A 25,316-nucleotide genomic window follows, 5' to 3' on the forward strand; every position below is an offset into this window, starting at 1 on the left:
CAGCGTATCCTAAACACGGATTGGACTCGCAGCATGATCGCGTTTTTGAGCGGCCACCTCGTCGCCATCGAATGGGGAGAGCGCAGTAGCCTCACCGTTGAGGTGCAGGGGATCGGCTATCGGGTCAAGGCCCCGGCGCGTTTTCTCAAGCAACTGCCCCCCATCGGAGAGCCCGTGCGGGTGTTTACCCACTTGGTGGTGCGAGAGACCGAGCTGGTGTTGTACGGGTTTGGCTCGCCAGCCGAGCGCGATGTGTTTGTGGAGCTCATCAAAGTTTCGGGGGTGGGGCCGGCTTTGGGCTTGGCTCTGCTGAATACCTTCGGCCTGCCGGAGCTGGTTCAGGCAGTGGTGACCGAAAACGTGCGCCTACTTTCCCTCACGCCAGGGGTAGGGCACAAAACGGCCCAACGGCTAGCCTTGGAGCTGAAAACCAAGCTGGCCCACTGGCGACAAGGCCTGGAGAACGCCGATCGCCCCCTGGCCGGCGGGCCGCCTCCGGCCATCCGGGAAGAGGTGGAAATGGCCTTGCTGGCCCTCGGCTACAGCCTCCAAGAAATTCAAGCGGCCCTGCAAGCTTTGCCCTCCCAACCCCGCCCAACGGAAGAGTGGCTGCGGGATGCCATCACCTACCTCAGCCGGCAGCCATGAGCCCTCCGGATCCCCAGCAGCGCCGCATTGGCATTCTGGGCGGCACCTTCAACCCCGTCCACCACGGCCATCTGATCATGGCGGAGCAGGCCCTCTGGCAGTTCAACCTGGATCAGGTGCTGTGGATGCCGGCAGGGGATCCTCCCCACAAGCCCTTGGCCGCCGGCGCCAGCAAAGCCGATCGCCTGGCCATGGTGAAGCTGGCCATTGCCGACCACGAGCGCTTTGCCTGCTCCGACCTGGAGATCCGCCGTCCCGGCCCCTCCTACACCATCGAGACGCTGCGCAGCCTGATGCAAGAGCAGCCGGATACCCAGTGGTATTGGATTATCGGCGTGGATGCCCTGCGGGATCTGCCCCAGTGGTACCAGGCGGAAGAATTGGCCCGCCTCTGCCATTGGATTGTTGCCCCCCGTATCGATGCCGGCGACGCCGCCCAAGTGCTGCGGTCGGTGGCCGCAAAGCTGCCCATCCGGGCAGCAATCCTGGACGCCCCCACCCTAACGCTCTCTTCCACCTACCTGCGCCAGCAAATCCAAAAGGGGGGATCCATCCGCTACCTGGTGCCCCCTGCTGTGGAGCACTACATTCGCCAACACCGGCTCTACCTCGACCCTTGAAGAAAAAAAGAGGAGGGATCCCTCCTCTCCGATAAACCCGTTCACTAGAGCAACAGCCCGCCCAACTTTTTCCCAGCCAGGAGGGGCTGAAGAGAGGCTGTTTCGCTGAAAGTAGGAAGGCTTGTCTCAAATGAAAATTGCAACCCAACCTGCCGATGGCTTAGTAAGCCAAGCCCATGCTGCGGGTGGTTTCGGGGCCAAGGTAGACGCGGATGCTCAAGAAGTCCGTGGGGCAGGCAGTCTCACAGCGTTTGCAGCCAACACAGTCTTCGGTGCGGGGGGCTGCGGCAATCATGCCGGCCTTGTTGTTCCCCTTCCAGGGCACCATTTCCAACACATCAGTAGGGCAGGCCCGCACACACTGAGTACAGCCGATGCAGGTGTCGTAGATCTTGACCGTGTGAGCCATTAGCGTTCTCCAGTCGAGCTGTTTGAAAGATTAAAAAAAGGTTTACCGAAGGGCGTGGCAGCAACACCACTGCACGGGTGCCTTCAGTGTACTGTAGTCCTGCCAAACCACCCCGAACTGCGATCCAAATGTTCAGACAAATTTACATCCCCAGGGATCCCTTGCCGCGCCGACGGGAAGGTCGCCCTCGCGGTTGGGCTAGGATTGCCTGAGGAAGGACAGGGCAAGGATCCTACGAATGGGACGCTCGCTGCGGAATTGGAGAAGGCAAACTCGAAGCCAAATGCACCGCCTGGGGCCCGTTTTGGCCGGCATTCTCCAGGAAATCTATGCGGAGAACATACCTCGCCTGCGCCGCTGGGATCGGCAGCTCACCGACTGGGTGTACAGGCGTGGCTGGAGGGTGGATCCTTCCTTGCCCAAGGTGGCCATCTACGTGTTGGGCGCAGTGGTGATCCTGGCGATTCCAATTCTCACCTTGGCAGTTTTAGTGGCTCTCGCGGCCTTTCTTGCCATCCAAATAGCCCAAAAGTGGCCCCAGGAAGCCCGCCGTTATCTTCCCAGCGCCGACGAGGAAGACGACTCCGATCCCCGCCAAGGGGACTGGGACTATTGACAGGCTAGCCGTCCCTGCCCTAAAGCGGGGCATCGCCCTCGGGCGGACGGGGCGAGTCTTTTTGGCTGCTAAGGCGCTGCTTCATCCGTCTGACCAGCTTTTGCTGGGAGTGGCTTTCCAGCCTGTTGAGGCCGAGGGCGCCGGCCAGGATCCCTAACTGTAAGGCCAAGCTGGGCAGGGTGGTCTCCAGATCCCGCCCTGCCAAGGCTCGAAAGAAAAATACAAATGCCCCGATGGTGGCCGAAAAACCCACCGCCAGGTAGACAAAGCGCCGCAGACTGCGGTAGGGGGCGGCCAGTTCCGTGAGCAGCCTCACCCGATCTGCCGCTGGATCCCGACCTGGGGGCAGGGGCGAGCCAGGTTTTGGGGAAGGTTTGGGCTCCGATGTTGCCACGGCTACACCTCCTCGGGCAATAGTAGGGGATCCCGGCCAGAAATCGCCGCCAAGCTTTCCTCGGCAGCCCGACAGGCAGCCAGAATATCTTGCTCTTCCCCGCCCAAGTAGACGCGGCCAAAGCTGCCAAAGGGCATCACTTCGAGGATGTTGATGCGGGCCGATTTTTCTGCCTCGTTGGCGGCCAGGGGGGCATAGCCTGCCGGCTGCACCTCCAGGATGTAGAGGGTTTGGCCGGCTAGGAGCATCTGGCCGCGGCGGAAACGGTTGATCAACTGGGTTTGGTGGGGATCGATGTTGCGAATGATCTGGCTGGAGATGATGCGCGGCCTGAGGCGCTCCTTTTCGCTCACCCCCAAAGCCGCCAGGATGGCCCGACCGGCAGTGCGGGTATCCCCCTGGTTGCTGGAGTGTACCTCCAAAAGGCCGTAGAGGCGCTCCACCACCTGCAGCCCCGGCCTTACCGAGGTGGCTTTGAGGGCGATGTCCATAACGCGGTTGATCTCGATGCCGGGGGAAATCTCGACCCAGAGGGAAGTATCCCCTGGCAGAGGCAAAAAGCCCTGGGCCACCGTGCCCAGATAAGCAGCGTACTGGGGCTGGAGCCGATCCAAAAACACGTAACTGCGCAGGTCAATCCCCAAAGGAGTTCTCCCCCCTGTCTGTTGGGCTGGGTTGGACGTCGGACGACGGGGCCGGCATTCCTCCCTTTCTAGTCTCACGCCATCTCTTGGCTTTTGGGGAGAACAGCAGTTCGGTATCCCAACTTTCCCCTGCTACAGGTCACCCTGAGCCACTACCTTCACCGTTGTCAAGGCTTCCAGGTCGATGGGCCCGCGCACGTGCAGCCGCTGGGTGGAAATGCCCAAAGACAGGTCGCGAAACGCTCCCAAGGTGGGGATCCCGGCTCCCCGGCCTGCCGAGAGGGGAGAGGTGTTGATGTGGATCAGGGCGGCATCCACCTCCTGGAGAAAGCGCTGGGCTGCCGATTGGCTGTCGGTGAGGATCGTCTCCGATTGACGACAGCCATTTTTGTTGATCCAGGCGATCGCCTCCGTCAGGTCGGCAACGGGCTGGAGGCGCAGATGAGGCCGTTCTGTGGAGTCAAAGCCTTCCCCCAGCGGCTGAAGCTGGGGGAATCGCTCCAGAATGGGGGCTGCTGCCTGTATATCGATCCCTTGACCCAGCAAGTCTTCAATCAGGGCGGTCAGATGATGGGCGGCCCAATCGGTGTGGATCAGCAGCCAAAGGGTGAGGGGCTGATAGATCGGGATCCCTTCTGGGCCATAGCGAGCCAAGGGATCCAACAAAACCGACTTCACCAAAGGCCAAGGAGCGGTGCGATCCACATAGATGTGGCCGTACCCCAGATGCGTGACCAGAGTCGGCACTTTGCTGGCCTGCAACAGGAACTCCACCCAGCCGGGGCGACCGCAGGGGATCACCAGATCCACATAGCGGGTTTGCTGCAACAACAGCAACAGTGGGGAATCGGCCTGGGGATCGGTCGCTTGGTCTTGGGCGGGGAGGGTTTGAATGGCCCCTTCCGGGATCCCGTGCTCGTAGGCGGTCTCTGCCAACAGGTTGACCAGGGCCTGATGGGTTTTCTGGATGGGGCCGCTGCCGGCCAAGATCACGCCATTGCTCGTCTTGAGACACATGCCAATGCCATTCAAGGCAAACTCGGGGTAGATCTCGTAGACCAAGGCGATCAGCCCCAAAGGGACGCGGTAGCGGCCAATAAACAGCCCGTTGTCCTGACGGCACCCCCTCTCCAGGCTCCCGATGGGATCCGGCTGTTGGGCCAGGAGAGCAAGCAACTGGGCGGATCGCTGCAGGCGCTCGGGGGTAAGCTTGAGGCCGTTGAGGATCCACTCCGGCAGGGTTTGCTCGCGGCAGCTTTCCAGGTCGAGGGTATTGGCCTCCAACAGCAGATCGGAGCGCTCCAGCAAACGGCGCGAGAGAGCCAGCAGGGCCTGGCGTTTGGTTTCGCCGCTCAAGCGCTGGAGCTGAGGCAGTAAGCGGCGCACCTGGCGCAGGGTGGTGCTGAGGTCAAAGGCTGAACCAAAATCGGTCACTCGCTTCCCTCCTGCCCGGCTGACCGACGACAGACCTGCTCCTGACCACTGCTAACAAGAAATGGCTAGATCCACAAGGGCTGAAACTAGGGATCCCTGGCAACGATCCCAAGCATCTCAAGGCCGCCGCAGCAGCAGGATCGCCGTCACCATCAACAGCGTCAGCAACAGGCAAAGAATCAGGAACCAACTGAGCAACTGGGCTTGGCTGGGGAAGAGCAACACGCCCAGAAACCCCACCGCCAAAGCAACCCCCAGGCTGAGGGTGAGGCCCAAGAGCGCAGATCCCTGGAAAGTGCTTTGCCGGTGCAACACCCACTGATGGCCGTTCCAGAACCAGATTTTACGGTAGGGGTAGGAGACGGCCAGTTGCTCAATGTGCAAACGGTCGGGGGTGATGGCGAAAATATGCTGGCAACGGCTGCAGCCAAAAGCCTCAGTCAGGGTAATCAGGCGCAACTGACCTTGGTGGCAACAGGGGCAGGGGTAAATTTTGGTGGGCTCGATGGGCTGAGCCACTCGCAGGGACGATTTCTGCCGAGGCCACTTGTGGGGAGAGGAAAACGCCACAGCTCTCAGTCGGTGAGAAGTCGGGATCCCTCACATCCTATCCTCAAGAAAGCAGGGTCAAGCCACCCAGAGATGGTGGACGTAGCGCCAGGTCAAGATCTGGTTGAGGACGAGGAAGATCAGGCCCAGAAGCCCATAGCCCAGCTTGAGAACTCTGCTTAGGTGGGGGCGCGCCCACAGGGGAAGGAAGCCGAAATCTGTGTGCTTGGCCCAGTGCAGGAGGGCCAGCACTTGCACGAGGTGAACCGGTAGGCAGTAGCGAATCATGCTTCGCTGGCCTAGGGGACTCATGCCGGCTACAGCGATGTAGAACATAGCCCAGGCAGCTAGGTGAAACCCCAGCCGCTCCTGCCAGCGCCGGCTCTTACCGGCCACGACACTCAAACCATCCAGCAAGCCTGTAACAACTAGGGATCCCAGCGTAACAGACACAAACAGTTGGCTGAGAGCATCAGACCACAGGCCAGGATCCTGCAGCGGTGCAGAAGGAGAGAGCAAGACCTGCCATCGCTCAGGGGAAAGAACATAGGTATGAGCCTGGAAAAGGGCTTGGTAATTGGCCTGGACGCCGGTAAAGTAGCGCTGCATCTCCATGTAGAGATCCCAGCGACCGAAGCGGAGCTGACAGTAGAGGAAAAAACTCAGCCCCCCCAACAAGGCCAAAACAACGGCGCCTGCCGTCCAAAACCAACGGCGGGATAGCCGCAGCAGGGGAACCAGCGCCACCGGCAAACCCACAATGCGGGTGGCACTCATCGCAAAACCGTGGATCCCGGCCAGGAGCCCTGCCTTCATCGAATTCAAGCAGGCCAACCAGTAGAAAAAACCCAACAAGCTGGCCATGAAGAGGGATTCGCTGTAGCCCACGACAAGGTAAAAACTGCTGGGATAGACCAAGATAATCAGACTTGCCAAAACTTGCCAAAGAGTGGGGATCTGCCAGCGGCGGTAAAACAGGAAAAGGTAAATCCACATCAGCCAGCAAAAGAGCTGGGCAGTGAGATAAAGCCCCAGTTCAGGGTCAACTCCCAACAGGCGGCTCATGGCGGCCACCGCCAGGGGATAGCCTGGAAAGAAGGCCACATTGCTCTGCTCGTAGGCAATCTTGTCAAAGCCCACAAACTGATACCCCCGCTCCACAATGCTCAGGTACCAGTAGCTATCGCGCTGGGTTAAACCCTTGAAGATGGAAGCATAGTCATCCTCCTGGCTCCAAAAGGAGATCAAGAAAATCTGCAGCAGCGTCAAAGCCACAGCGGGAAGCAAAACTTGGACGGCAAAAGAGACCAGATGCTGCCGGCTGTGCTGCAAGAGGTGGCTAGGAGGGAAGCTCATTGTCGCACCTTTGCGGGTGGGGATGGCACTTTAATCTCCTCTTGGTAATCGTCATCGGAGTTCACCTGCCAGAGATCGTGGCTGCCGGGTTGGAGAATGTTCTCAGCAGCCAGCAGGCCCATCAGCAAACTGTGATCTTGGTTGTTATACTTAAACGAGCCGTAGCGGCCTACCAGTTGCAGATTTTCAAACTCGCCAAGATACCTCTGCAAAATGGCCAAGTCTTCTTTGTAGCTGCCGGCGTAGATGGGATAGGTGCGGGGCAGGCGCACCACAAAGCCACCGCAGATCTTCTGATCCTGGAGCAGGCCAATTTGGCGCAGCTCCCTCTCAGCCAAAGCCAGCAATTCCTCCTCAGGGGCTTGCCACAAGGGATCCTCAAAGTTGCACCAATACTCACAGCACAAGGGGGTTTGTTCTCGGTTGGGGAGCATAGCCGGCGACCAATTGGCAAAATTGGTTACCCGACCAACTTGTACTGTTGGTTCATTGATATACAGCCAGTTATCGGGGAAAAGCTGGGATCCCTGCACAATCAAGTAAACCAAAACGGTGTTGCGAAACTTGAGCTTGCGAGCTGCCTGCAGCACTTGGGGGGGAGGCAGTTCCCGCAGGCTCTGCACCAACACTGTCAAAGGGATGGAAGAAATGACGTGGGAGGGGGAGACCCAAGTTTCCCTTCCATCCTGGAGATGGCGCAATTGCAGCTCGACAATCCGGGATCCCTGATGTCTAAGGGCGATGACTTCTGTATTTAGCCAAACCTTTTGACCCTCAGCCAGCAAAAACTCCTGCATTTTTTCGTAGAGCTGTCCGGATCCCAGGCGGGGAAACTGAAACTGGTCGATCAGGGATTTGACCGAACCGCGCTTCCAGCCCAAGGCCTTGCGGATGGCTTGCCCAAGGCTGAGACCTTTGATGCGCTGGGCAGCCCAATCGGCGCTGATTTCGGTACAAGGGATCCCCCAGAGCTTTTCCGTGTAGCTCTTGAAGAACATCTGAAAAAGCCGGCTACCAAATTTTCCCTTGACCCAGTCGGCAAAGTTCTGGGGAGCTGGGTGCGGGATAAGTTGGGCCCAGAGGTAGGAAAGAACAATGAGCAGGCTTTCCCACCACCCCACTTTGCGCAGGACTTCCCAGGCTTGAATGGGGTACTGAAAATAGTGCTTGCGGTAGTAGATGCGGGTAAGCCGCCGGACAGTCACTTGTTCGGATCCCAAAACCTGGTTCCACAGCTCCAGCACCGCTGGGATCTTGGTAAAAAAGCGGTGCGGGCCATAGTCGAGAATGAACCCCCGGTAGCAAATGCTTTTGGCCAAGCCCCCAACCCTGTCTTCCCGTTCCACTACCACCACAGGGAAGCCCAGTTGGGTCAAGCGGTAGGCAGCCGCCATGCCCGCCGGCCCTGCTCCCAGAATGTAGATGGGATCCCGCATCTGGCCTTGCGCTCGCCTTCAAGCCTTGCCGACATTGTAGTACCTGCAAAACCCTGGGAAAATAGGCAGAGGAGGCTGCGGCTGGAGGCTGGCCTGTGCTGTTGACCAAGGGCTTTGAGGTAGAGATGTACACCGGCACCGCCGCCGGAGAAGTGGTGGGGTTGTCGGATCGCATCTGCCAGGCTTTGCCGGGGTTTGTGCGAGAACCAGATCGGCGCAACGTCGAGTACATCACTCCGCCCCTTCGCCGCTACGAGGATCTGCTCTGTGCCCTGCTGCGGCCTCGGCTGCAACTGCGGCAATTTTTGCGCCGCCTTGGCCCCTACACCCTGTTGCCGGGGAGCACGCTGGCTTTGGGCGGCAGCGACCACTTTGAGCGCTCGGATCCGGACAACCCCTACCACGACTACATCGAGCGCACCTACGGCACGCGGGTGGTGACCGCCAGCATTCACATCAATGTTGGCCTGCCGGATAGCGAGGCCATTTTTCTTGCCTGCCGTTTGCTGCGGGCGGAAGCTCCCCTGTACTTGGCCCTGAGCGCTTCTTCTCCGTTTCTGGACGGCCAGGTGACAGGCTACCATTCCAGCCGTTGGCAGGTGTTTCCCAAAACGCCGGCCCAGGTGCCCTTCTTCCGGGATCACGCCCATTACATCGCCTGGATGCGGGAGCAACTGGCCCTGGGCACGATGCAGAATGTGCGCCACCTCTGGGCCTCTGTGCGGCCCAACGGCCCAGAGCGGCCCTACCATCTCAACCGGGTGGAGCTGCGCATCTGCGACCTGGTGGCAGATCCGGTGATGACCCTGGCCATCACTGCCTTGGTAGAGGCCCGTCTCTGGCAGTTGCTGGCCCAGCCAGAAGCGCTGGATCCCTTGCGGGGGCCTTTGACACCGACGGAGCTGGAGAGCCTTTGCGAGGCCAACGAGCAGGCCGCTGCTCGCGAGTCCTTGCGAGCCCGTCTGGTCGATTGGCGCACGGGCCGAGAACGGGTGGCCCAGGAGTGGATTGAAGAGCTGCTGACCGAAGCGTGGCGCCTCGGCCAACCCCAGGGCCTGGGCTGCTTTTTGGCTCCCCTGCAAACTCTGCTCCAACAGGGCAACGAGGCCCAGCGCTGGCTGAAGCAGGTCGACCAGGGATCCACACCCGCCCAGGTGTACCAACGGGCCATTCAGGAGCTGGCCGAACAAGACCGAGAAAGACAAGAGACCCTCTGCCAGCTTGTTGGCTAAGCCTTTGCCCAACGGTGGGCGCTTCTCAGTCCGGTGCCTGCCCCCCACCAGATCCCCAGTTCAAACCTGACTTAGATTCGCCTAGACAGGCTCCACCACTTCCCCTAGGGCTTGCCGAGCCACACAAAAGGATAGCTTGGTAGCCCCGCACTTGAGTGCGGGGCGGAAAAGCCCGCTAGCGACTTTGGTCGCTTACCCATGATGGGGGTCGTTGATATAGTTTCATAGCTCAAACAACCTCTTCCTGACTTCTCCTACCAAGACCTCTTTCCTTCTCTTTAGCCAAAAAATAAGATAAACAACCGCTAGCCCCACACCATGGTTGTAGTGATTGTACCGTTGACTTTCCTCTCGCACTATCGCTTGCCCATGTCAGACTGCGGTTGTCATGCCGCTTGCCAACAATGATGGAGTACGGCTGTCAGCAGGTTATAGTCAGGAACAGAGAGCTAGTCCCCCTATTAGTGTGTCAACAGTCTAATAAGCAACTGTGCTTTGTACTATGCGAGACAAGTCTATTTCAAAACGAAGCGATGGGCAAGCTATGGTGAGCTTTGCGCTGAGATGGGGAGAACCCAAAGCAAGCACTTCATCGCAATGTATGTTTCCGCCGCGCAACAGACCTGCAAGTCTGTAGCTGAAGTGGGTCTATGCCAAGCCTGCTCAACCTCAATCGCTGGATCCGAGAAAAGCTTTAGCAATTGACCACGGAGTCAACAACTGGCTTACGTGCGTTAGCAACTTAGGACATAGCTTCATCATTGACGGCCGCAAAGTCAAGTCCTTTAACCAGGGGTACAACAAGGAGCTGGCTAGGCTCAAGACTCACAAGCTGCCGGGGTTTTGATTGCAAAAGCTTGGTCGAATTACGGAAAAAAGAAACCGGCGGATGCGGGATGCAATCCACAAAGCTGCGCGCAAGGTCATTGACTTCTGTTTACACCACTCAATTGGGAGAATCGTCTTTGGTTGGAACAAAGAACAAAAACAAGAATGCGGCTTTAACCAAAACTTTGTTTTCATTCCAACAGGTCGGTTCAAGGAGCGTATTGCGCAATTATGTCAGCATTATGGCATGGAGTTTATTGAGGTAGAGGAGGCGTACAGCTCGCAGGCAAGCTTCCTAGATGGAGATGAGCTACCTAATTATGGTGAAAAACCCGACGGGTGGAGACCCTCTAGGCTGAGGCGAATGCTGCCACCAACCTACTTAAGAAAGTCAGCAGAACCTTGGGGCTTTGCGTGAAGGAACTGTCTAGAGGCGCTTTGACAACGCCGTTACGGGTTCTTTTGTGGACTGCGTAAGAATCCCCCGCCTTTAGGCGGTGGGAGTGTCAATTCTGGCTTTCCCGAACTCCTCTTCTTCCACCAAAATCACCGGGATGGGGCTGGTCTCCAACACCGCTTGCGAAGTGGATCCCAGCAATACTTGCTCCCAGCCCCGCTGGCCCCGCTTGCCCATGACTATATCGGTAACCTGACGCTCCTGGGCTAGGCCCACGATGGTCTCTGCCAAAGGCCCGGAGGCCAGGCAAAATTCGTGGCGAATGTCGGCCAAGAGGCGCTGGGCCAGCTGCCGCAACTGTTCTACTCTCTTCCCCTGCGGCTCGTCGGTAACATGGAGCACAATCACTTCCCCGTCCAGCCGCCGCGCCAGATCCGCTGCCTTGCGCAGCACTGCCTCGGCCAAGGGAGAAGTATCGACGGCTGCCAAGAAGCTCACCTTGCCCTGGCTGCCCACCTTGGTGGGATCCACCTCCCCTTTTTCCAGCAGGCGAGGGGCAAAGACCTGGGTCAGCCAAGCCCCTAGGGGTGCTGTGGCCAGAATCGACAAGGCCGCTATGGCCAGGATGGTCTCTCCGCCAGGGATCCCTTGGGCCAAGGGGATGCCGCCGATGGCCGCCTGCACCGTGGCCTTGGCCATGTTGCCCGGCAGCAAAAAGAGCCGCTCCCGCCAGTTCCAGTTGCTCCCTACCGTGGAAAGCCACCAGCCCAGGCCCCGGCCCAACAGCAGGCTCAGGGTCAAAAGCAGCAAGCCGGGCAAGAGCAGGGATCCCAGTACCTGCAGATCCAAAGAGGCCCCCAGCAGGACAAACAGCACGATCTCCGCCACCGTCCAGAGGGCGTCGAACCCAAGCCGCAGCCGCCGCGCCAGCGGCCCATCCAGTTGGACGAGAAAAAACCCCAGGGCCATCACCGCCGGGTAGCCGGAAAAATAGGGCCACACCTGCGACGCCAACACCAGGCCCAGCGCCAGGCAGGCTGCCAGCAACACCTCTTGCGTGCTGTTGCGCGTCCAGTTCTGCTGCACCAGGAGCGCCACCAAAAGCCGCGCCCCCAGGTAGCCGATGACCACCCCCAGCAGGATCTCCATCCCCACCTGGAACGGCAGCCACTGCAGCGGCGACAGCTCCAGGCCGAACAGGCGAAGGCCCTCTGGAGATCCCTGCCCCAAAAAGCTCAGCAACAGGCTAAAGCCCAACAGCAGCAGCACGTCGGAAAGGGCGCTGCCGGTCAAAATGGCGTCCGGGATCCCTTTGGCCACCCCCCAGCCCAAGCTCTTGAGGCGCAACATCCCCGGCACGATCACCGCCGGCGACTCCGCCCCGATTACACAGCCCAAAAGCAGCCCCGTCGCCCAGTCCAACCCCAGGATCCAGCGGCTCAAGAGCGCCACCGCCAGCGCCTCACAGGCTGCCGGCAAAAACCCCAGCCGCAGCGCCACGGATCCCTGCTGGGCCAGCTTTTCCCGATCCAGCCCCAGCCCGGCCTTCATCAGGATAATCGTGACGGCCACCAAGCGCAGATCCCCGGCTGCCGCCAACAGCTCTGGGGACAAGACCTCTTGCAACAGGATCCCGACCAGGATCATCCCCACTAGCGGCGGCATTCCCAGCCGGCCCAGGATCTGGCCGACAAAAAAGCCCATCCCCAAGATCCACAGCCAACTGCCCAGCATCAACAAAACCTCTCTCCTCGCCGTCCGCGTGTTGAAGGGCAGCCCAGGGAGAAAAAGCCGTTCGCGTTTCTGCGGGGTGAGAACTCAACATCAAAGACTCCCACCCCCTGGATCTGCCCAGAAGAGTAGGAGTCATCAGCCCCAGCTCTAAGTCTTAGAGAAACTTTATCCCTAGGATCTGCCTGAGGCGGTTGCGGCGAACCCCATCGCCCGTTGCCGGGAAGGACCAAGCAGCCTGCCCGCAACACATGTGCCCCTTACCATATCACGCCCCATCTTCCACCGCAACCAAGCGATAGGGGTGATGGGAACGGCCAATGGAGCCATAGAAATCGCTGCAGACATTGTGGGTAAAGCGATCGCTGAGGCCGCGGGTAACCTGCTGCACCACCTGGCTGCCCACTTTCTGAACCAACTTGCGCGGCAGAACCTGCAAAAACTTGGGCAAATGCAGCCGGATATTCAGCTGGAGATCCCAGTGGACGCGGGTGGTGGCCAGGGATCCCGGTAGTTCTTCCAGCCGGAAGCTGGCCCGACAATCCACCCAGTAGGGCAGGGCGGCATCCCCCGGCAGCTCAATGGAAGTCAGCCGAAACAGGTAATCTTCCTCTGGCCAGATCTTCACCCCAAAGCTGGGCTCCAGCTCAAACCCCAGCCCGCCCATGCGGAAAAACTGCAGCCTATAGATTTCGGCAGAGAGGGGCTCCACCTGGAGTGGCCGGAAGCAGCGCTGGATCCACTGGCCATGGCCGCGCAGGTAACGGGCCAAAGTCTCCCGGTCGGTTTCCAGATCCACCTGGCCCCGTCGCGCAGCCTGTAAATCTAGGTAGGTCTTGGCGGGGGGTTGCTCCATCTCCTCCAAAGGCAGCTCCCCCTCCTCGGACAGAGCACCTTCACTGAGGGGAACGGCGGGCTTGGAGCTGGCGATAGACATCCCGAATATCCACCTGATGATGAGCAAGAGCCACGAGGCAGTGGTACCAGAGATCCGCCACCTCGCGGGCCAGGGCTGCCTTGTCTCCCTCTTTTGCCGCCATCACCACTTCAGCCGTCTCCTCGCCGAGTTTTTTCAGGATGGCGTTGTCTCCCTTGGCCAGCAGGCTGCTGGTGTAGGAATCGGGCCGGGGATCCGCCTGGCGGGCCTTGACCACGGCAAACACCTGCGACAGGGTATCGGCGGCCGGCATGGGATCCCCTTCCTTCTCGGGGAGAGTGCGGAAGAAGCAGCTTCGCGCCCCTGTGTGGCAGGCCGCCTCTCCCACCTGCTCCACCAAGATAACCAGCGCGTCGCTGTCGCAGTCGTAGCGGATTTGCTTGACCCACTGCACGTGGCCAGAAGTTTCCCCCTTGGGCCACAGCGCCTGGCGGGAGCGGCTCCAGAACCAGGTGCGGCCCGTTTCCAGAGTCTTCTGCAGCGACTCGCGGTTCATCCAGGCCATCATCAGCACCGTCCCGTCCAGGTAGTCCTGCACGATGGCCGGGATCAAACCCTGTTCGTTGTAGCTGAGGTTGTCTAGATGGGCGATTTCCGCCGGCAGAAGAGTGCGGGGCAGATTTGCTGAAGCAAGAGAGGCCAAAGCAACAACCATCAAAGGCGGCAGAAAATCAGAAAGGTTAAAGATTCCTGAAAGCAGGATAGCAGAACTCGCCCCAGAAAGGATATCTCTCACTCCCCCCAGATCCCAACCCCGCTCGGCCACTTTCACGCGCAACAGTCGCGACCAGCCTGGCTTCTGCCGGGAGAAACTTCACCCTGCAAACCAGGGGGGCCTAGCCTGGCTTTGGCCTCAGCTTGAGGTTAAATCGCTGCGCTCACCAACTCTTTGCAGCTATGGCTGTGGGGAGTATGTCAATCCAGAGCCGCTCTCGGCAGCAGCTTCCGGGTCGGCTTGCGCTCCAGAGGCCAAGTTGGCCGCTCCAGACGGGTATCCACCAACACAGAGGCTGGGGCGAGATTAACCCGCTCCAGTAAGCGTTGCAGCAGTTGAGCATCGATGGCATCCACCCTAAGGACTCCGTCCCACGGACGCGATCGGGACAGGGTTGCCGTTCCCGCCACCAGGGGAGTGGGGGTTGTTTGCGGGGATCCCGTCTCACCGCCCCCAGCTAAGGACTCCGTCCCGCTGACGCGATCGGTCAACAGCAACTCTGCCACTGCCTGGGCCACCTCATTGCCATACACCCCATCGGGGCCAGAGGGGAGCAGATCCAGCCGTCCCTGCTGAGCGGCCAGGCGGCTTAAGCCCAGTTGCACCGCCACCACGGCCGGGCCCCGCTCCCCCCGCTTGAGGGTGCGCTGGCCGGCCAGGATGCTCTCCAGCTGCGCCTTGGCCACTTCCTGGTCGCCGCTGGGGAGCAACTGCACCAGCCCCTCCAGCTGGCTGCCGGGAGAGTTGGCGCTTGCCTGCTGCTGGGGATCCTCCCTCCACAAACGGGTTAGGTCGTAGAGCAAAATGGCATGGGGCACCGGGCGGCTGGGCTGGTTGGGGCCGGCATGGCCAGTGGCCAGAATTTCTCCTCGGTAAACCAACGAAGTGCTAAAGCCAGAGTCCAGCAGCACCGCCTCGCGGATCCCGATTTTGGGCAATAGGCTAGCCAGGATGGCGGCGTTGACGTGGGTTTTGGTAACTCCGATTACCACCTGATCCTGGTCGTCCACCCCAAAAAAGGCGCGGGGTCGGAACTCGGCGGCGCTAGAGAGGCGAAACGAGTCAATCTCCGCTGGCGAAAGGGCCCGGCCATCCTTGACCAGCCACAAGCCCGCCACAAACAGGTCCGTGACATCCGGCATGAGCTGGCGAAGGTTGTCGAGCTGAGTCATCGTGTCGGGATCAAAAGGCACAAAGCGCAGCCGATCCCTGCCCAGCAGCACCAGGGGGCGACCGCGCACCACCTTGTCGTCTTCGGGGCGACCGGGGATGAACGTCTTGTGGTTGGCGGCCATCACCGGTCCCACCATGACGTTGCTGGCGGAGTTGATCCAAGGAATGGAGAAGAAGCTGCCGTTGATGCCGGCATCGGCCTGGTAGCGCTGGGCCAAGGTTCTCACCTCGTAGCGCCGCTCCGCGTGCACCGTGGCTGCCCGTCCGCCGCGGATGGTGAGGATCCTCACCCCGTCAATGACCTCATCGGTCGGGGCCAGGGGCTGAGTCACATCCAGCCAGTAGTCGGGGCTGCGGCTGAGGGTGAAGGTGCGGGCGCCGATGATGGCCTCGGTGATGCGAAACTGGTTAAAGCGCCGTACCTCCAGCAAGTTGGGCGACTGTCCCGTAAAGCCGGGATCCATCGTAAAGGCCATCCAGTAACCCGCCTCGGCCAGGTATTGCTTTACCCGCTCGTCCCGATTGCCTTCCGGATAGGCGAAGTAGTGGATGGGGTGGCCCAGCTCCTCTTCCAGCTTGGTCTTGCAGTCAAACACCTCTCGCCGCAGGCGGGCATCGTCTAGCACCCGTAGGTCAGGGGGATGGTTGACGGTGTGGGCAGCAAAGTCGATCAACCCGCTGGCATCCATCTCCCGCATCTGATCCCAGGTGAAGTGATCTTTGCTGGTGGGCACGCCGACAAAGCCGGTCTGCACAAAGTAGGTGGCGGGGTAGTTGTACTCCTTCAAAAGCGGGTAGGCGTTTTCGTAAAGCCCAAGGTAGGCGTCGTCAAAGGTGAGCAAAATGGCCTTTTCCGGCAAGGGATCCCCATCTCGCAGGTGTTTGTAAAGCTGGTCGATGTGGATGGGAATCAGCCCCGCCTGCTTGATGGCTTCAAAGTGCTGTCGCAGCTCCGCCGCCGTGGTGTCAAACCAAACCTCTTTGCGGCCGGCCACCACATCGTGATACATGATGGCGGGCACGTAGGAGAGGCTGGCCAAGGGATCCAACGCAAAGGGATCCCGCTGCAGTTGCGGCTGTTGGGGGAGGGGCGGGCGCTGTCGGGCTGCCTTGGCCTCGGCCCGAGGCGCTGGCAACTCGGCTGGGGGTGGCAGCAGCCCCGACAGGCGGCTCACCCAACCAGGATGGGCAGTGGCCCAGGCCACCAGGGCTCCCGTCCCAAATCCCAGCACTGTGGTCAACAAAGCCAAGAAGCGGAGCAGCTGGAAGCGCAACTGGGTTGGCGGTCGCTGCGCAGAGCTAGAAAGACTTCGGCCCAGGAAGGGGGATCCCCTTTTTGCCCTAGGAACTGGATGGCCGCCCCGGCGCGTCGGCGGCTGTCGAGACGTCATGTCCTCCTCCTCACCGGCAAAACCAACGTCAGCCTACCACCCCCATCTCCTGGTTGGGGATAGGGAAGCCCTTGCCCGTGGTTCCCTCCAAAACGCCCAGGGATCCCTTTCCTCGCCCAGGTAGCACCCCAGCCCATAGAAGTGGCAGCAGAGCCAAAGCCCACCGCCCCAGATGCCTTCCAGGCAAGTTAGTCGAGGTTGCTCAACAAATTGGACTCCGTAATGCTGACGATCTTGCCCCCCCTTTGGGTAATCCGCTTTACTTCTTGAGAAAGGCGGCTGAAGGGCACTTTGTACTCGACAACGCTTTTGCGCACGCCCCCTCCCACCAGACCGGCTACCTTGATGGTGAAGATCTTGTCGCTGTTGGGCAGGGACGAGGCTGCCGAAGGGGCAACCTGAGCAGGTTTGGTCGCTGGAGCCGCTTCCGCTTGCGGTGCAGCGGCACTCTCCCGCTCCAGAAGCAGCCGCCAACTGCGAGGATAGGCGGGAGCCAGACGATAAACCACCTTGTAAGAGCCGGTTACATGGTCATCTTCCGACTCCACCCTCACCACTGTTCCTGCTGGGATATCCAGTTTGGCGCCCTTGGACATGATTTTAATTCCAGGCCAATTGGTGGGCACATCCGTCAGCAGCTCAACTTCAAAGGACTGATCCCCCAACAACAACTTGGCCATGTGAATAACTCCGTTTTGCTCATCAGCAGGCGGCAGCCGAAGATCTGTGGCCGACCACGGCTTCACCGCTAGACATTTTACCGTTGCGGCTGCACCCCCTGAAGCTTCCCGCCGGCATCTGTCATCGAAAGTGGGTTTGTTGTAGATTTGTTAAGAAGTTGTAGTTGTCCCGAAGGTGGAGGGATCCCTATGCTGAGTGTGGCTCTGCCCGATCTGTCGGCAACTTCGGAGAGGTTGACGGCTGCCTTGCAGCCGGTGGCCCAGTTTTTTGCCGGCTTCAACCTGCCCCAGCCAATCGTGCAATGGGGACATCCTTTGATGATGGGCATTGTGGTAGTGGTCATGGGCAGCTTTGTCGGCCTGACCGGCTGGCGGGGGCGGGTCTTGCGCCTAGCAGCCGAGGGATCCCTGCCGGAATCGGCCCAAAAGCCGCTTTGGGATCACCGCAAGCTGGCCCCTTGGATGGCCACCTTCATTGCCCTAGGCTACACCGGCGGCCTTCTCTCCTTGGTCATGCAGGGCCAGCCCCTGCTGAGCAGCCCCCATTTTTGGACGGGATCCCTGGTGTTGCTGCTGTTGGCAGCCAACGGTGCCCTGTCCCTAAGTGGCTTTGGGGGCAACCGCGAGGCCCTGCGCACCACCCATGCCTACTTAGGCAGCCTCATCCTCTGCGTGCTCTTCGCCCATGCTTTGCTGGGACTGAAGCTGGGCCTATCTCTGTAGGCGATCCCGGCTTTCTTCCTTCCAGTGCCTGGGGTGGGGGCGTTGCTCAGCGAAGTAAGCAGAACCTTAGGGCTTTGCCCTAGAGAACTGTGTAGGGGCGTCTTGACAACGACTTGATGAGTCCGCTTGTGGACTGCGTAGGAATCCCCCGACTTTAGTCGGGGGAGTGTTTCGGGACAAAGAGACGGCCCCAGAAGTTGTAGCCAAGGGATTTTTCTGGAACTTCAAGGGAGATGAGGCTCTGTTCCCGCTGGTTTCCGAAGCCTAACGAATTCGTCTAGCCCACTTTTCAATCCCCTACTTCCAGTTCATACCTCCCTGGCGGAACCTCTGCCCTACCAGATTAGCGCCGTCTATGAAAAAATGCTGACGCGGCAGCCGCTGCGCTTTTTGCTGGCTGAAGATCCCGGCGCCGGCAAGAGAGTTATGGCGGGGCTCTTGATTCGCGGCAATCTGCACCGTTGTCTCATTGTCTGTCCTGGCAGCCTAGTGCTGCAGCGGATTGAAGCTGCGCGAACGGGAAATTTGTTTCAAGAGATCCCTTTGCTGATTGCCCGGCTGGATAAACTGAGCCGAGATGAGGCGCTGCAAGAAAAGCTGAAGGCAACAGATTGGGATTTGATTGCTGTCAATGAGGCTCACAAGCTCTCGGCCTCTTTTTTCGGCGGAGAAGTCAAGGAAACCAAGCGCTATAAGCTAGGTAAGTTGCTCTCCCAGCTAACGCGCCATTTCTTGCTAATGACAGCTACCTCCCACAATGGTAGGGAAGAGGATTTTCAGCTCTTCCTAGCCCTTCCGGGCGGGGATCGCTTTGAGGGAAGATTCTCAAGAAAGTGATGGCAATTATTGCGGAACAACCAGACTTCTACCTGTGGCAGTATCAAGAACTCTTGCGGGAGGGCTTAGCGATTGATGTGAGTACCGTCACGATACACAATCTCTTGAAAAAGCAAGGAATGACTCTAAAAAAAGACTTACCGCAGTGCGAGAGACCAAGAAGAAGAGGTGCAAAGAGAACGACTAGCTTATAGTCAAGAAGTCAGGGATATTCCAGCGGAGGATTTGATTGCCCTCGACCAGACAGGGGTGTGGGAGGGAATGAAACGGGGAGTAGCTCGGAAAAGAGGGCCTATGAGCAGGAGACAGGCACTGGCTAGAGCAGTTCTGGGCGGCTTAGCTTGTGTCGGCTTAGGTTTTGGGTGTGGTCGCGGCCCTTGGCTGCGCCAGTTGGGCACCCCTTCCTCTGACGAAGCCCGCGCCATCGCGATTGATGCCCAGGGAAATGTTTGGGTGGCAGGGGTAACCGAGGGAAACTTTTTTGGCCAAAGCTCGGCGGGGAGCAGCGATGTTTTCTTGCGCAAGTACACAAGAGGATAGCTTGGTAGCCCCGTACTTGAGTGCGGGGCGGAAAAGCCCTTGAGCAACTTTAGTTGCTTCTTTGTTATAGTTAGTACAGAGCTTCTCCAGGAAAACAACCTACTGCGGTGCAAAACCCGCGCGGCAATAACTAACCTGGAGGAACTTAAGTCCGAAGTAAGCAGAACTTTGAGGTTATGCCTCAAAGGACTGTCTAGGGGCGTCTTGACAGCGCCTTTGCGAGTCCATTTTGGGCTGCGTAAGAATCCCCTGGGTGGGAGTGTCAACCAGGGAACTTTCCCCGGCCAGACCAGCGCCGGCGGGCAGGCTGCTTTTGTGCTTAAGTACGGTCGCTAAGCTGAGGTGTACGCTGAGGAGAAGTTACTGGCGGAGCGCTTGGCGCTGGCTCTATGCATCGGATAGCCGCTTTGCCAGGGGGATGGGATCCTTCGCAAGGCGGGGTCGTTTTCCTGGAGCAGGATCCGGCCCCCATCGTTGTCCTGTCGGCAGCCGACACGGATCTGACGGCCTTGAGCGCGGCGATGCGGCTGCTGCCGGCTGATTTTCCAGCGGTGCGGGCGGCCAATTTGCTGCAGTTGCAACAGCCCCTGAGCATCGACGACTACGCCGAGAAAGTGTTGCGGCGGGCCCAGGTGGTGCTCCTTCGCCTTTTGGGGGGAAGGGCCTACTGGAGCTATGGCCTGGAGGTGGCCAAAGAGGTAGCGGCAGCAGCGGGATCCACCCTGATTGTGATCCCTGGGGATGACCGCCCCGACTGGGATTTGGTCAGCCACTCCACCGTGCCCCTAGCGGTGGCAGACCGGGTGTGGCAGTACTGGCTGGAAGGGGGGGCGGCCAATGTGGCGGCCTGCTTGAAACTCTTGGCCAGGGAGTTCCTGGGGCAGGAGTACGCCGTGCCGGAGCCGCAGGTGCTGCCCCGCCTGGGGATCTACTATCCCCCCCTGCCCAGGGATCCCCACGCCCCCAAGGTAGGGATCCTGCTCTACCGGGCCCATGTTTTGGCGGGGAATACGCAGCCCATAGATGCCCTGGCCGAAGCCCTGCAGGAGCGGGGGTTGCAGCCGCTGTGTCTTTATACCTACAGCCTGCAGGAGCCGGACTTGCCCCAGGCCATGCGGGAGCACTTCGGCGGCCAAATTGAACTTTTGTTGAACACCACCAGTTTTTCCCTCGCTCGGCTGGAGAGCGAGCAGCCCGATGTTCGCCTTTGGCAGGAGCTGGATGTGCCGGTTGTGCAGGTGGTCTTGAGCAGCGGGTCGCGGGAGCGCTGGGAGAACGCCACGCGAGGCTTGGGGGCGCGGGATCTGGCCATGAACGTGGTGCTGCCAGAGGTGGACGGGCGCATCCTCAGCCGGGCCATCTCGTTCAAGACGGTTCAACAGTGGGATCCCCGCCTGCAGACGGAGATCATGGCCTATGAGGCCGTGCCGGATCGGGTGGCGTTTGTGGCCGAGCTGGCGGCCAACTGGGTAAAGCTGCGGCGCACCCCTGCCGAGCAGCGCCGTCTGGCCTTGATTTTGGCCAACTACCCCAGCCGGGATGGGCGGCTGGCCAATGGGGTAGGGTTGGATACACCGGCAAGCTGCGTCGAGATCCTCAAAGCCCTGGCGCAAGCCGGCTACCGCGCCTGTCCACTGCCCCAGAGCGGAGATGAGCTCATCCGCTGGCTAACCCAGGGCCAAACCTATGATCCGCTGGGATCCCTACGCCCGGCGCGGCAGGTGCTGCCGGCTGCCCTCTATCGGGAGTGGTTTGCCCAGTTGCCTGCCGCTGTCCAAGGCGATCTGCTGCGGCAGTGGGGGGATCCGCCTGCCCACGACATCCCCATTGTCGGCCTGCAGCTAGGGCACGTTTTTGTCGGGATCCAGCCGCCGCGGGGCTACGACCGGGATCCCTCTTTGAACTACCACGCTCCGGATCTGGTGCCACCCCACGAGTACCTGGCCTTTTACCTGTGGCTGCGCCAGGTGTTCGGCGTCCACGCGGTGGTGCATGTGGGCAAGCACGGCAACCTGGAGTGGCTGCCCGGCAAGGGATCCGCCCTTTCCGCCACCTGCTACCCAGAAATTGCCCTAGGGCCTCTGCCCCACTTCTATCCTTTCATCGTCAACGACCCCGGCGAAGGATCCCAGGCCAAGCGGCGGGCCCAAGCGGTGATCCTCGACCACCTCACCCCGCCCCTGACCCGCGCCGAGCTCTACGGCCCCTTGGCAGAGTTGGAGCGGCTGATGGACGAGTACTACGAGGCCCAGCAGATGGATCCGGGCCGCTGCCCCCTGATTCGCGCCCAGATCCAAGAGCTGGTTCGCCGAGAGCAGCTGGACTGGCAGTTCAACCTGGAGAAAGAGGAAGACTGGGGCCGCCTCGATGGCTACCTCTGCGAGCTCAAAGAATCCCAGATCCGGGATGGGCTGCACATTTTTGGCCGCACCCCCACTGGCGAGCAACTGGTGGATCTCCTGTTGGCCCTGGCCCGCTACCCGGGCGCTGGCCAGTTGGGCCTCACCCAGGCCATTGCCCGCGACTGGGGCTGGGACTGGGATCCCCTAGCCGTTGACCTGACAGAGCCCTGGCCGGACAAACCGCCGGCTTAGTTGCAAGAAAAGGCTCGTTGTCTCGATCCCCAACCCCCCTCTCCCTCTGGGAGAGGGGCCGGGGGTGAGGGGTTGACGTTTTAATAGCGAGTTAATAGCGAGATTGGAAGTTGCGCCGCCGCTCGCCGCCGTTACCAGAGCGGAAACCGGAGGTGGGGCGTTCTTCCCGCGGGCGAGCCTTGTTGACCTTGAGGTCGCGGCCCATCCATTCCGCGCCATCCAGAGCGGCAATGGCAGCCTGCTCTTCGGCCTCAGAGCTCATTTCCACAAACCCAAAGCCGCGGATGCGGCCCGTCTCGCGGTCGGTGGGGATCTGCACCCGCTTCACAGAACCGTACTCGGCAAACACAGCGGTCAATTCCGCTTCCGTCACCTTAAAGGAAAGGTTACCTACATAAATCGACATCGACGATCTCCGAAAGAGAGAGGAACAAGCGAGATATTCGGAGAGCCGTCTGCCAATACAAAACGTGAAAACCCGTCCAGACCGGAAGAACCGAACGCTACAACCGACATTTATCTCGAGCTAAGCCTTATCGTAACACAGAGATGGGGAATGGCCACTGCAATTTCGCAAAAATAGCCGGTGCCATTAAGCTCGAGGCTACGAAAGTCGGCTGCCCAGGGCAAGAGCCGCCAAGGAGAGCGCTCCCCACTGCTCTAGCCCAACTTTTCCATGCGGGCTTGCAAAAGCTGCATCTGGGCCTCCAGCTCCGCCAGTTGCTCGCGGCTGGCCTGCACCACTTCGGGGTTGGCCCGGTTGAGGAAATTGGGGTTCTCCAGGCGGGCGCGGATCCCTTGGGCTTCTTTTTCCAGCTTGGCCAGATCTTTTTGCACCTTGGCCCGCAGCGCCTCCACATCCACCAGCCCTGCCAGGGGCACCAGCACCTGCACTGTGCCCACTACGGCAGCCGCCACCTGCTTGGGATCCCTGGCCAGGGATCCCGTGATTTCTAAGGACTCCACCTTGGCCAGCTCGCGGATGTAGGCCTGGGCGGTGGTGAGGATCCGCTGCTCGTCCGGATCGGCGGTAACCAGAAAGGCGGCGATGGTCTGATGCGGCTTAAGGCCAGCCTCTGCCCGCAGGTTGCGCAGGCTGCTGATGGTCTGGATCACCAGGCCAAACTCCCGCTCCAGTTGCGGGTTAACCCAGCTGGGGTCGGGGGTGGGATAGGGCTGGACGGAGATGGAGGTGGCTTGGTTGGCCTGGGTGAGGAGCTGCCAGACTTCTTCGGTGATATGGGGCATCCAGGGGTGCAGCAGCCGGAGGATGGTCTCCAGCACGCTGGCCAACACCTGCTGTGCCGTGCGCTTGGAGGTGGGGTCTTCCCGCCGCAGCCGCGGCTTGACCAGCTCGATGTACCAGTCACAAAAGTCATCCCAAATCAGGGAGTACAAGAGCCGCGCCCCCTCGCCCAGGCCGTAGGCTTCCAGCTCTTCAATAACCTGGGTGGCCGTGGAGTGCAGCCGCGACAGGATCCAGCGATCGGCCAGCTCCAGCGCCTCCGGAGCCGGGGATCCCAGTTGGGCGGGGGTTTGCCCCTCTAGGTTCAGCAGCACAAAGCGGGAGGCGTTCCAGATCTTGTTGGCAAAGTTGCGGGCCGCCTCGACGCTGGCGCTCTCGCCAGTCTTGCGGTCGTAGGCCAGGCGGATATCCTGGCCGGCCCCCACCACTTCTTTAACCAAAGCGTAGCGCAGGGCGTCGGTGCCGTACTTGTCCAAAAGCTCGATGGGATCGATGCCGTTGCCCTTGGACTTGGACATTTTCGCCCCGTGCTCGTCCCGCACCAGGCCGTTGATGTAGACATCTTTGAAGGGGATCTGGCCGGTAAACTGCACTCCCATCATGGCCATGCGGGCCACCCAGAAGAAGATGATGTCGAAGCCCGTAGACATCAGGGAGGTGGGGTAGTAGCGCTTGAAGTCCTCCGTCTCCTCCGGCCAGCCCAGCGTGGAAAAAGGCCACAGCGCCGAGCTAAACCAGGTGTCCAACACATCGGGATCCCGCTCCAGCCGCTCCACGTCGGGGCCGAACTTCTCCCGCGCCTTGGCCCACGCCTCTTCGGCGTTGCGGGCCACCACAAAAGCCTGCGGATCCTCAGGGAGCTGGCCGTCGATGACCGGATACCAGGCCGGGATCTGGTGCCCCCACCACAGTTGCCGCGAGATACACCAGGGGCGCAGCTTCTCCAGCCAGCCCGTGTAAACCTTGGTCCAGCGCTCCGGAATAAAGCGGGGGTTGTGGTGTTCCCGCTCCTCCTGCAAGCAGCGGGCCGCCATCCCGGAAACATCGCAAAACCACTGAATGGAGAGCAGCGGCTCAATGGGCACACCCCCGCGGTCGCTGTAGGGCACGCTGTGGGTGTACTCCTCCACCTTCTCCAGCAGGCCGTGCTCAGCAAACCACTGCACCACCTTCTCGCGGGCCACAAAGCGATCCAGGCCGGTGAAGGGATCCCCGTTCTCGTTGAGGGTGCCGTCCTTGTTGAGAATGTTGATCAAGGGCAACTGGTGGCGCCGGCCCATCTCAAAGTCGTTGGGGTCGTGGGCCGGGGTGACCTTGACGCAGCCAGACCCAAAGGTGGGATCCACATACTCGTCGGCGATGATGGGGATGAGGCGATCCTTGATGGGCAGCCGCACAAACTGGCCGATGAGATGGCGGTAGCGCTCGTCTTGGGGGTGGACCGCCACGGCTGTATCCCCCAGCATCGTCTCCGGGCGGGTGGTGGCCACCACCAGGTACTGGCTGGGGTCGGCGGCCAAGGGGTAGCGGAAATGCCAGAGGTGGCCCTTGACCTCTTTGTTGTCCACCTCGATGTCGGAGACTGCTGACTGGGTGGCCGGACACCAGTTGACCAAATACTCGCCCCGATAGATCAGCCCTGCTTCGTAGAGGCGGACAAAGGCTTCCGTAACTGCCCGGCTCAGGCCCTCGTCGAGGGTAAAGCGATCCCGCGTCCAGTCCAGCGACAGGCCCAGCCGCCGCAGTTGGCTTTTGATGGTGCCCTGCGATTGCTCCTTCCAGGCCCAGGCCCGCTCTAGAAAAGCCTCGCGGCCCAGGTCAAAGCGGCTCTTGCCCTCCTGGCGCAGTTGGTTTTCCAGAATGGTGTGCACGGCAATGCTGGCATGATCCGTGCCCGGCAGCCAGAGGACGTTGTAGCCGCGCATGCGCTTGTAGCGCACCACCACATCGGGCAGGGTAAAGGCAAAGGCATGGCCCATGTGTAGGCTGCCGGTGACATTGGGCGGGGGCAGCACCATGCTGAAGGCTTCTCCCGGCGCCTTGGGATCCGCTACGTAAAACCCCTTTTCCTCCCAAAAGCGCTGCCACTTCGGCTCGGTCTCAAAGGGGTTGTACTGGCTGGGCAGGTGGGCGAGGGAAGGTGCAGCAGTCATGCAGAATCCAGGCCAGGCTTGTTAAAGGACTAC

General features: G+C 60.4%; 24 protein-coding genes, 2 pseudogenes and 1 riboswitch. Of the genes and pseudogenes, 11 read left to right on the forward strand and 15 right to left on the reverse strand.

All coding sequences use genetic code 11. The features are described 5' to 3' along the window. Window positions 1-33 precede the first annotated feature (33 nt). Window positions 34-648 (forward strand): Holliday junction branch migration protein RuvA, encoded by a 615-nt coding sequence (ruvA, locus tag CYA_RS02300; RefSeq protein WP_011429397.1) that lies wholly within the window; start codon window positions 34-36, stop codon window positions 646-648. Beyond that, the gene (gene nadD, locus CYA_RS02305; RefSeq protein ID WP_011429398.1) at window positions 645-1,268 is read left to right on the forward strand and encodes a nicotinate-nucleotide adenylyltransferase; all 624 of its coding nucleotides are present in this window, start codon (window positions 645-647) and stop codon (window positions 1,266-1,268) included. Before ruvA ends, nadD begins: the two co-directional genes overlap by 4 nt. A gap of 160 nt (window positions 1,269-1,428) precedes the next feature. Here the strand turns inward: nadD and psaC are convergent, their stop codons facing one another. Then, the gene (gene psaC / locus CYA_RS02310) at window positions 1,429-1,677 is read right to left on the reverse strand and encodes a photosystem I iron-sulfur center protein PsaC (protein ID WP_011429399.1); all 249 of its coding nucleotides are present in this window, start codon (window positions 1,675-1,677) and stop codon (window positions 1,429-1,431) included. Window positions 1,678-1,915: 238 nt separating this feature from the next. On the opposite strand from psaC, the gene CYA_RS02315 reads away from it, so the two are divergent. Continuing rightward, window positions 1,916-2,293: a hypothetical protein gene (locus CYA_RS02315; protein ID WP_011429400.1), complete on the forward strand. Its 378-nt coding sequence runs from the start codon at window positions 1,916-1,918 to the stop codon at window positions 2,291-2,293. Between the two features lie 19 nt (window positions 2,294-2,312). Here CYA_RS02315 and CYA_RS02320 read toward each other — a convergent pair whose 3' ends face one another. The 6 genes from CYA_RS02320 to CYA_RS02345 all read right to left on the reverse strand — a co-directional run bounded on the left by CYA_RS02320 (window position 2,313) and on the right by CYA_RS02345 (window position 8,106). Beyond that, window positions 2,313-2,687, reverse strand: coding sequence for a DUF3493 domain-containing protein (locus CYA_RS02320; protein WP_011429401.1), 375 nt, complete (start codon window positions 2,685-2,687; stop codon window positions 2,313-2,315). A gap of 2 nt (window positions 2,688-2,689) precedes the next feature. Next, complete coding sequence (locus CYA_RS02325; RefSeq protein ID WP_011429402.1) at window positions 2,690-3,331, reverse strand: hypothetical protein; 642 nt, start codon at window positions 3,329-3,331, stop codon at window positions 2,690-2,692. Between the two features lie 132 nt (window positions 3,332-3,463). Continuing rightward, a complete protein-coding gene (locus tag CYA_RS02330; protein WP_011429403.1) occupies window positions 3,464-4,765 on the reverse strand; it encodes a gamma-glutamyl-phosphate reductase in 1,302 nt (433 codons plus the stop codon). Window positions 4,766-4,882: 117 nt separating this feature from the next. Further along, window positions 4,883-5,335, reverse strand: a complete 453-nt coding sequence (locus CYA_RS02335; RefSeq protein ID WP_011429404.1) for a hypothetical protein — start codon at window positions 5,333-5,335, stop codon at window positions 4,883-4,885. 57 nt (window positions 5,336-5,392) lie between these two features. Beyond that, window positions 5,393-6,670 (reverse strand): hypothetical protein, encoded by a 1,278-nt coding sequence (locus CYA_RS02340; protein ID WP_011429405.1) that lies wholly within the window; start codon window positions 6,668-6,670, stop codon window positions 5,393-5,395. Further along, window positions 6,667-8,106: an NAD(P)/FAD-dependent oxidoreductase gene (locus CYA_RS02345; RefSeq protein WP_011429406.1), complete on the reverse strand. Its 1,440-nt coding sequence runs from the start codon at window positions 8,104-8,106 to the stop codon at window positions 6,667-6,669. Before CYA_RS02345 ends, CYA_RS02340 begins: the two co-directional genes overlap by 4 nt. 95 nt (window positions 8,107-8,201) lie before the next feature. On the opposite strand from CYA_RS02345, the gene gshA reads away from it, so the two are divergent. After that, window positions 8,202-9,338, forward strand: coding sequence for a glutamate--cysteine ligase (gene gshA / locus CYA_RS02350; RefSeq protein WP_041438083.1), 1,137 nt, complete (start codon window positions 8,202-8,204; stop codon window positions 9,336-9,338). Window positions 9,339-9,563: 225 nt separating this feature from the next. On the opposite strand, the pseudogene CYA_RS14575 reads toward gshA, so the two are convergent. Then, window positions 9,564-9,695: pseudogene (locus tag CYA_RS14575) on the reverse strand (IS200/IS605 family transposase); the annotation flags it as partial. 343 nt (window positions 9,696-10,038) lie between these two features. Between CYA_RS14575 and CYA_RS15665 the strand changes: the two are divergent. Further along, window positions 10,039-10,185, forward strand: coding sequence for a hypothetical protein (locus tag CYA_RS15665; protein ID WP_346426101.1), 147 nt, complete (start codon window positions 10,039-10,041; stop codon window positions 10,183-10,185). Window positions 10,186-10,227: 42 nt separating this feature from the next. Beyond that, a complete protein-coding gene (locus CYA_RS15210; protein WP_049749708.1) occupies window positions 10,228-10,584 on the forward strand; it encodes an IS200/IS605 family accessory protein TnpB-related protein in 357 nt (118 codons plus the stop codon). A gap of 72 nt (window positions 10,585-10,656) precedes the next feature. On the opposite strand, the gene CYA_RS02360 is transcribed toward CYA_RS15210, so the two are convergent. The 5 genes from CYA_RS02360 to CYA_RS02380 form a co-directional block, all read right to left on the reverse strand. Further along, window positions 10,657-12,297: a cation:proton antiporter gene (locus CYA_RS02360; RefSeq protein ID WP_041438822.1), complete on the reverse strand. Its 1,641-nt coding sequence runs from the start codon at window positions 12,295-12,297 to the stop codon at window positions 10,657-10,659. Window positions 12,298-12,416: 119 nt separating this feature from the next. Further along, window positions 12,417-12,517, reverse strand: a riboswitch (Fluoride riboswitch). A 45-nt stretch (window positions 12,518-12,562) separates the two neighbouring features. Beyond that, window positions 12,563-13,231: a DUF1997 domain-containing protein gene (locus CYA_RS02365; RefSeq protein ID WP_228375414.1), complete on the reverse strand. Its 669-nt coding sequence runs from the start codon at window positions 13,229-13,231 to the stop codon at window positions 12,563-12,565. After that, window positions 13,191-13,886: a bifunctional phosphoribosyl-AMP cyclohydrolase/phosphoribosyl-ATP diphosphatase HisIE gene (gene hisIE / locus CYA_RS02370; protein WP_011429410.1), complete on the reverse strand. Its 696-nt coding sequence runs from the start codon at window positions 13,884-13,886 to the stop codon at window positions 13,191-13,193. The genes CYA_RS02365 and hisIE overlap by 41 nt, the downstream gene beginning before the upstream one ends. A 260-nt stretch (window positions 13,887-14,146) precedes the next feature. After that, window positions 14,147-16,510, reverse strand: coding sequence for a polysaccharide deacetylase family protein (locus CYA_RS02375; protein WP_083759144.1), 2,364 nt, complete (start codon window positions 16,508-16,510; stop codon window positions 14,147-14,149). 188 nt (window positions 16,511-16,698) lie between these two features. Then, window positions 16,699-17,190, reverse strand: a complete 492-nt coding sequence (locus tag CYA_RS02380) for a phycobilisome linker polypeptide (protein WP_011429412.1) — start codon at window positions 17,188-17,190, stop codon at window positions 16,699-16,701. 189 nt (window positions 17,191-17,379) lie between these two features. On the opposite strand from CYA_RS02380, the gene CYA_RS02385 reads away from it, so the two are divergent. From CYA_RS02385 to cobN, 5 genes and pseudogenes are all read left to right on the forward strand, one after another. After that, entirely contained in the window at window positions 17,380-17,913 is a 534-nt protein-coding gene (locus CYA_RS02385) for a DUF4079 domain-containing protein (protein WP_011429413.1), read from the forward strand. Between the two features lie 489 nt (window positions 17,914-18,402). Then, window positions 18,403-18,750 (forward strand): hypothetical protein, encoded by a 348-nt coding sequence (locus CYA_RS15215; RefSeq protein WP_206336911.1) that lies wholly within the window; start codon window positions 18,403-18,405, stop codon window positions 18,748-18,750. Beyond that, window positions 18,741-19,032: pseudogene (locus tag CYA_RS14580) on the forward strand (IS630 family transposase); the annotation flags it as partial. The gene CYA_RS15215 and the pseudogene CYA_RS14580, both read left to right, overlap by 10 nt. A gap of 12 nt (window positions 19,033-19,044) precedes the next feature. Next, entirely contained in the window at window positions 19,045-19,290 is a 246-nt protein-coding gene (locus CYA_RS15670; protein ID WP_071813496.1) for an SBBP repeat-containing protein, read from the forward strand. A gap of 389 nt (window positions 19,291-19,679) precedes the next feature. Continuing rightward, window positions 19,680-21,884 (forward strand): cobaltochelatase subunit CobN, encoded by a 2,205-nt coding sequence (gene cobN, locus CYA_RS02400; protein ID WP_011429414.1) that lies wholly within the window; start codon window positions 19,680-19,682, stop codon window positions 21,882-21,884. Between the two features lie 91 nt (window positions 21,885-21,975). Here cobN and CYA_RS02405 read toward each other — a convergent pair whose 3' ends face one another. Further along, window positions 21,976-22,290 carry an RNA recognition motif domain-containing protein gene (locus tag CYA_RS02405; protein WP_011429415.1) on the reverse strand — a complete coding sequence of 105 codons (315 nt, stop codon included), beginning with the start codon at window positions 22,288-22,290 and terminating at the stop codon, window positions 21,976-21,978. A 254-nt stretch (window positions 22,291-22,544) separates the two neighbouring features. Beyond that, a complete protein-coding gene (locus tag CYA_RS02410; RefSeq protein WP_011429416.1) occupies window positions 22,545-25,283 on the reverse strand; it encodes a valine--tRNA ligase in 2,739 nt (912 codons plus the stop codon). Window positions 25,284-25,316 lie beyond the last annotated feature (33 nt).

This window comes from Synechococcus sp. JA-3-3Ab, assembly GCF_000013205.1.
GTDB lineage: Bacteria > Cyanobacteriota > Cyanobacteriia > Thermostichales > Thermostichaceae > Thermostichus.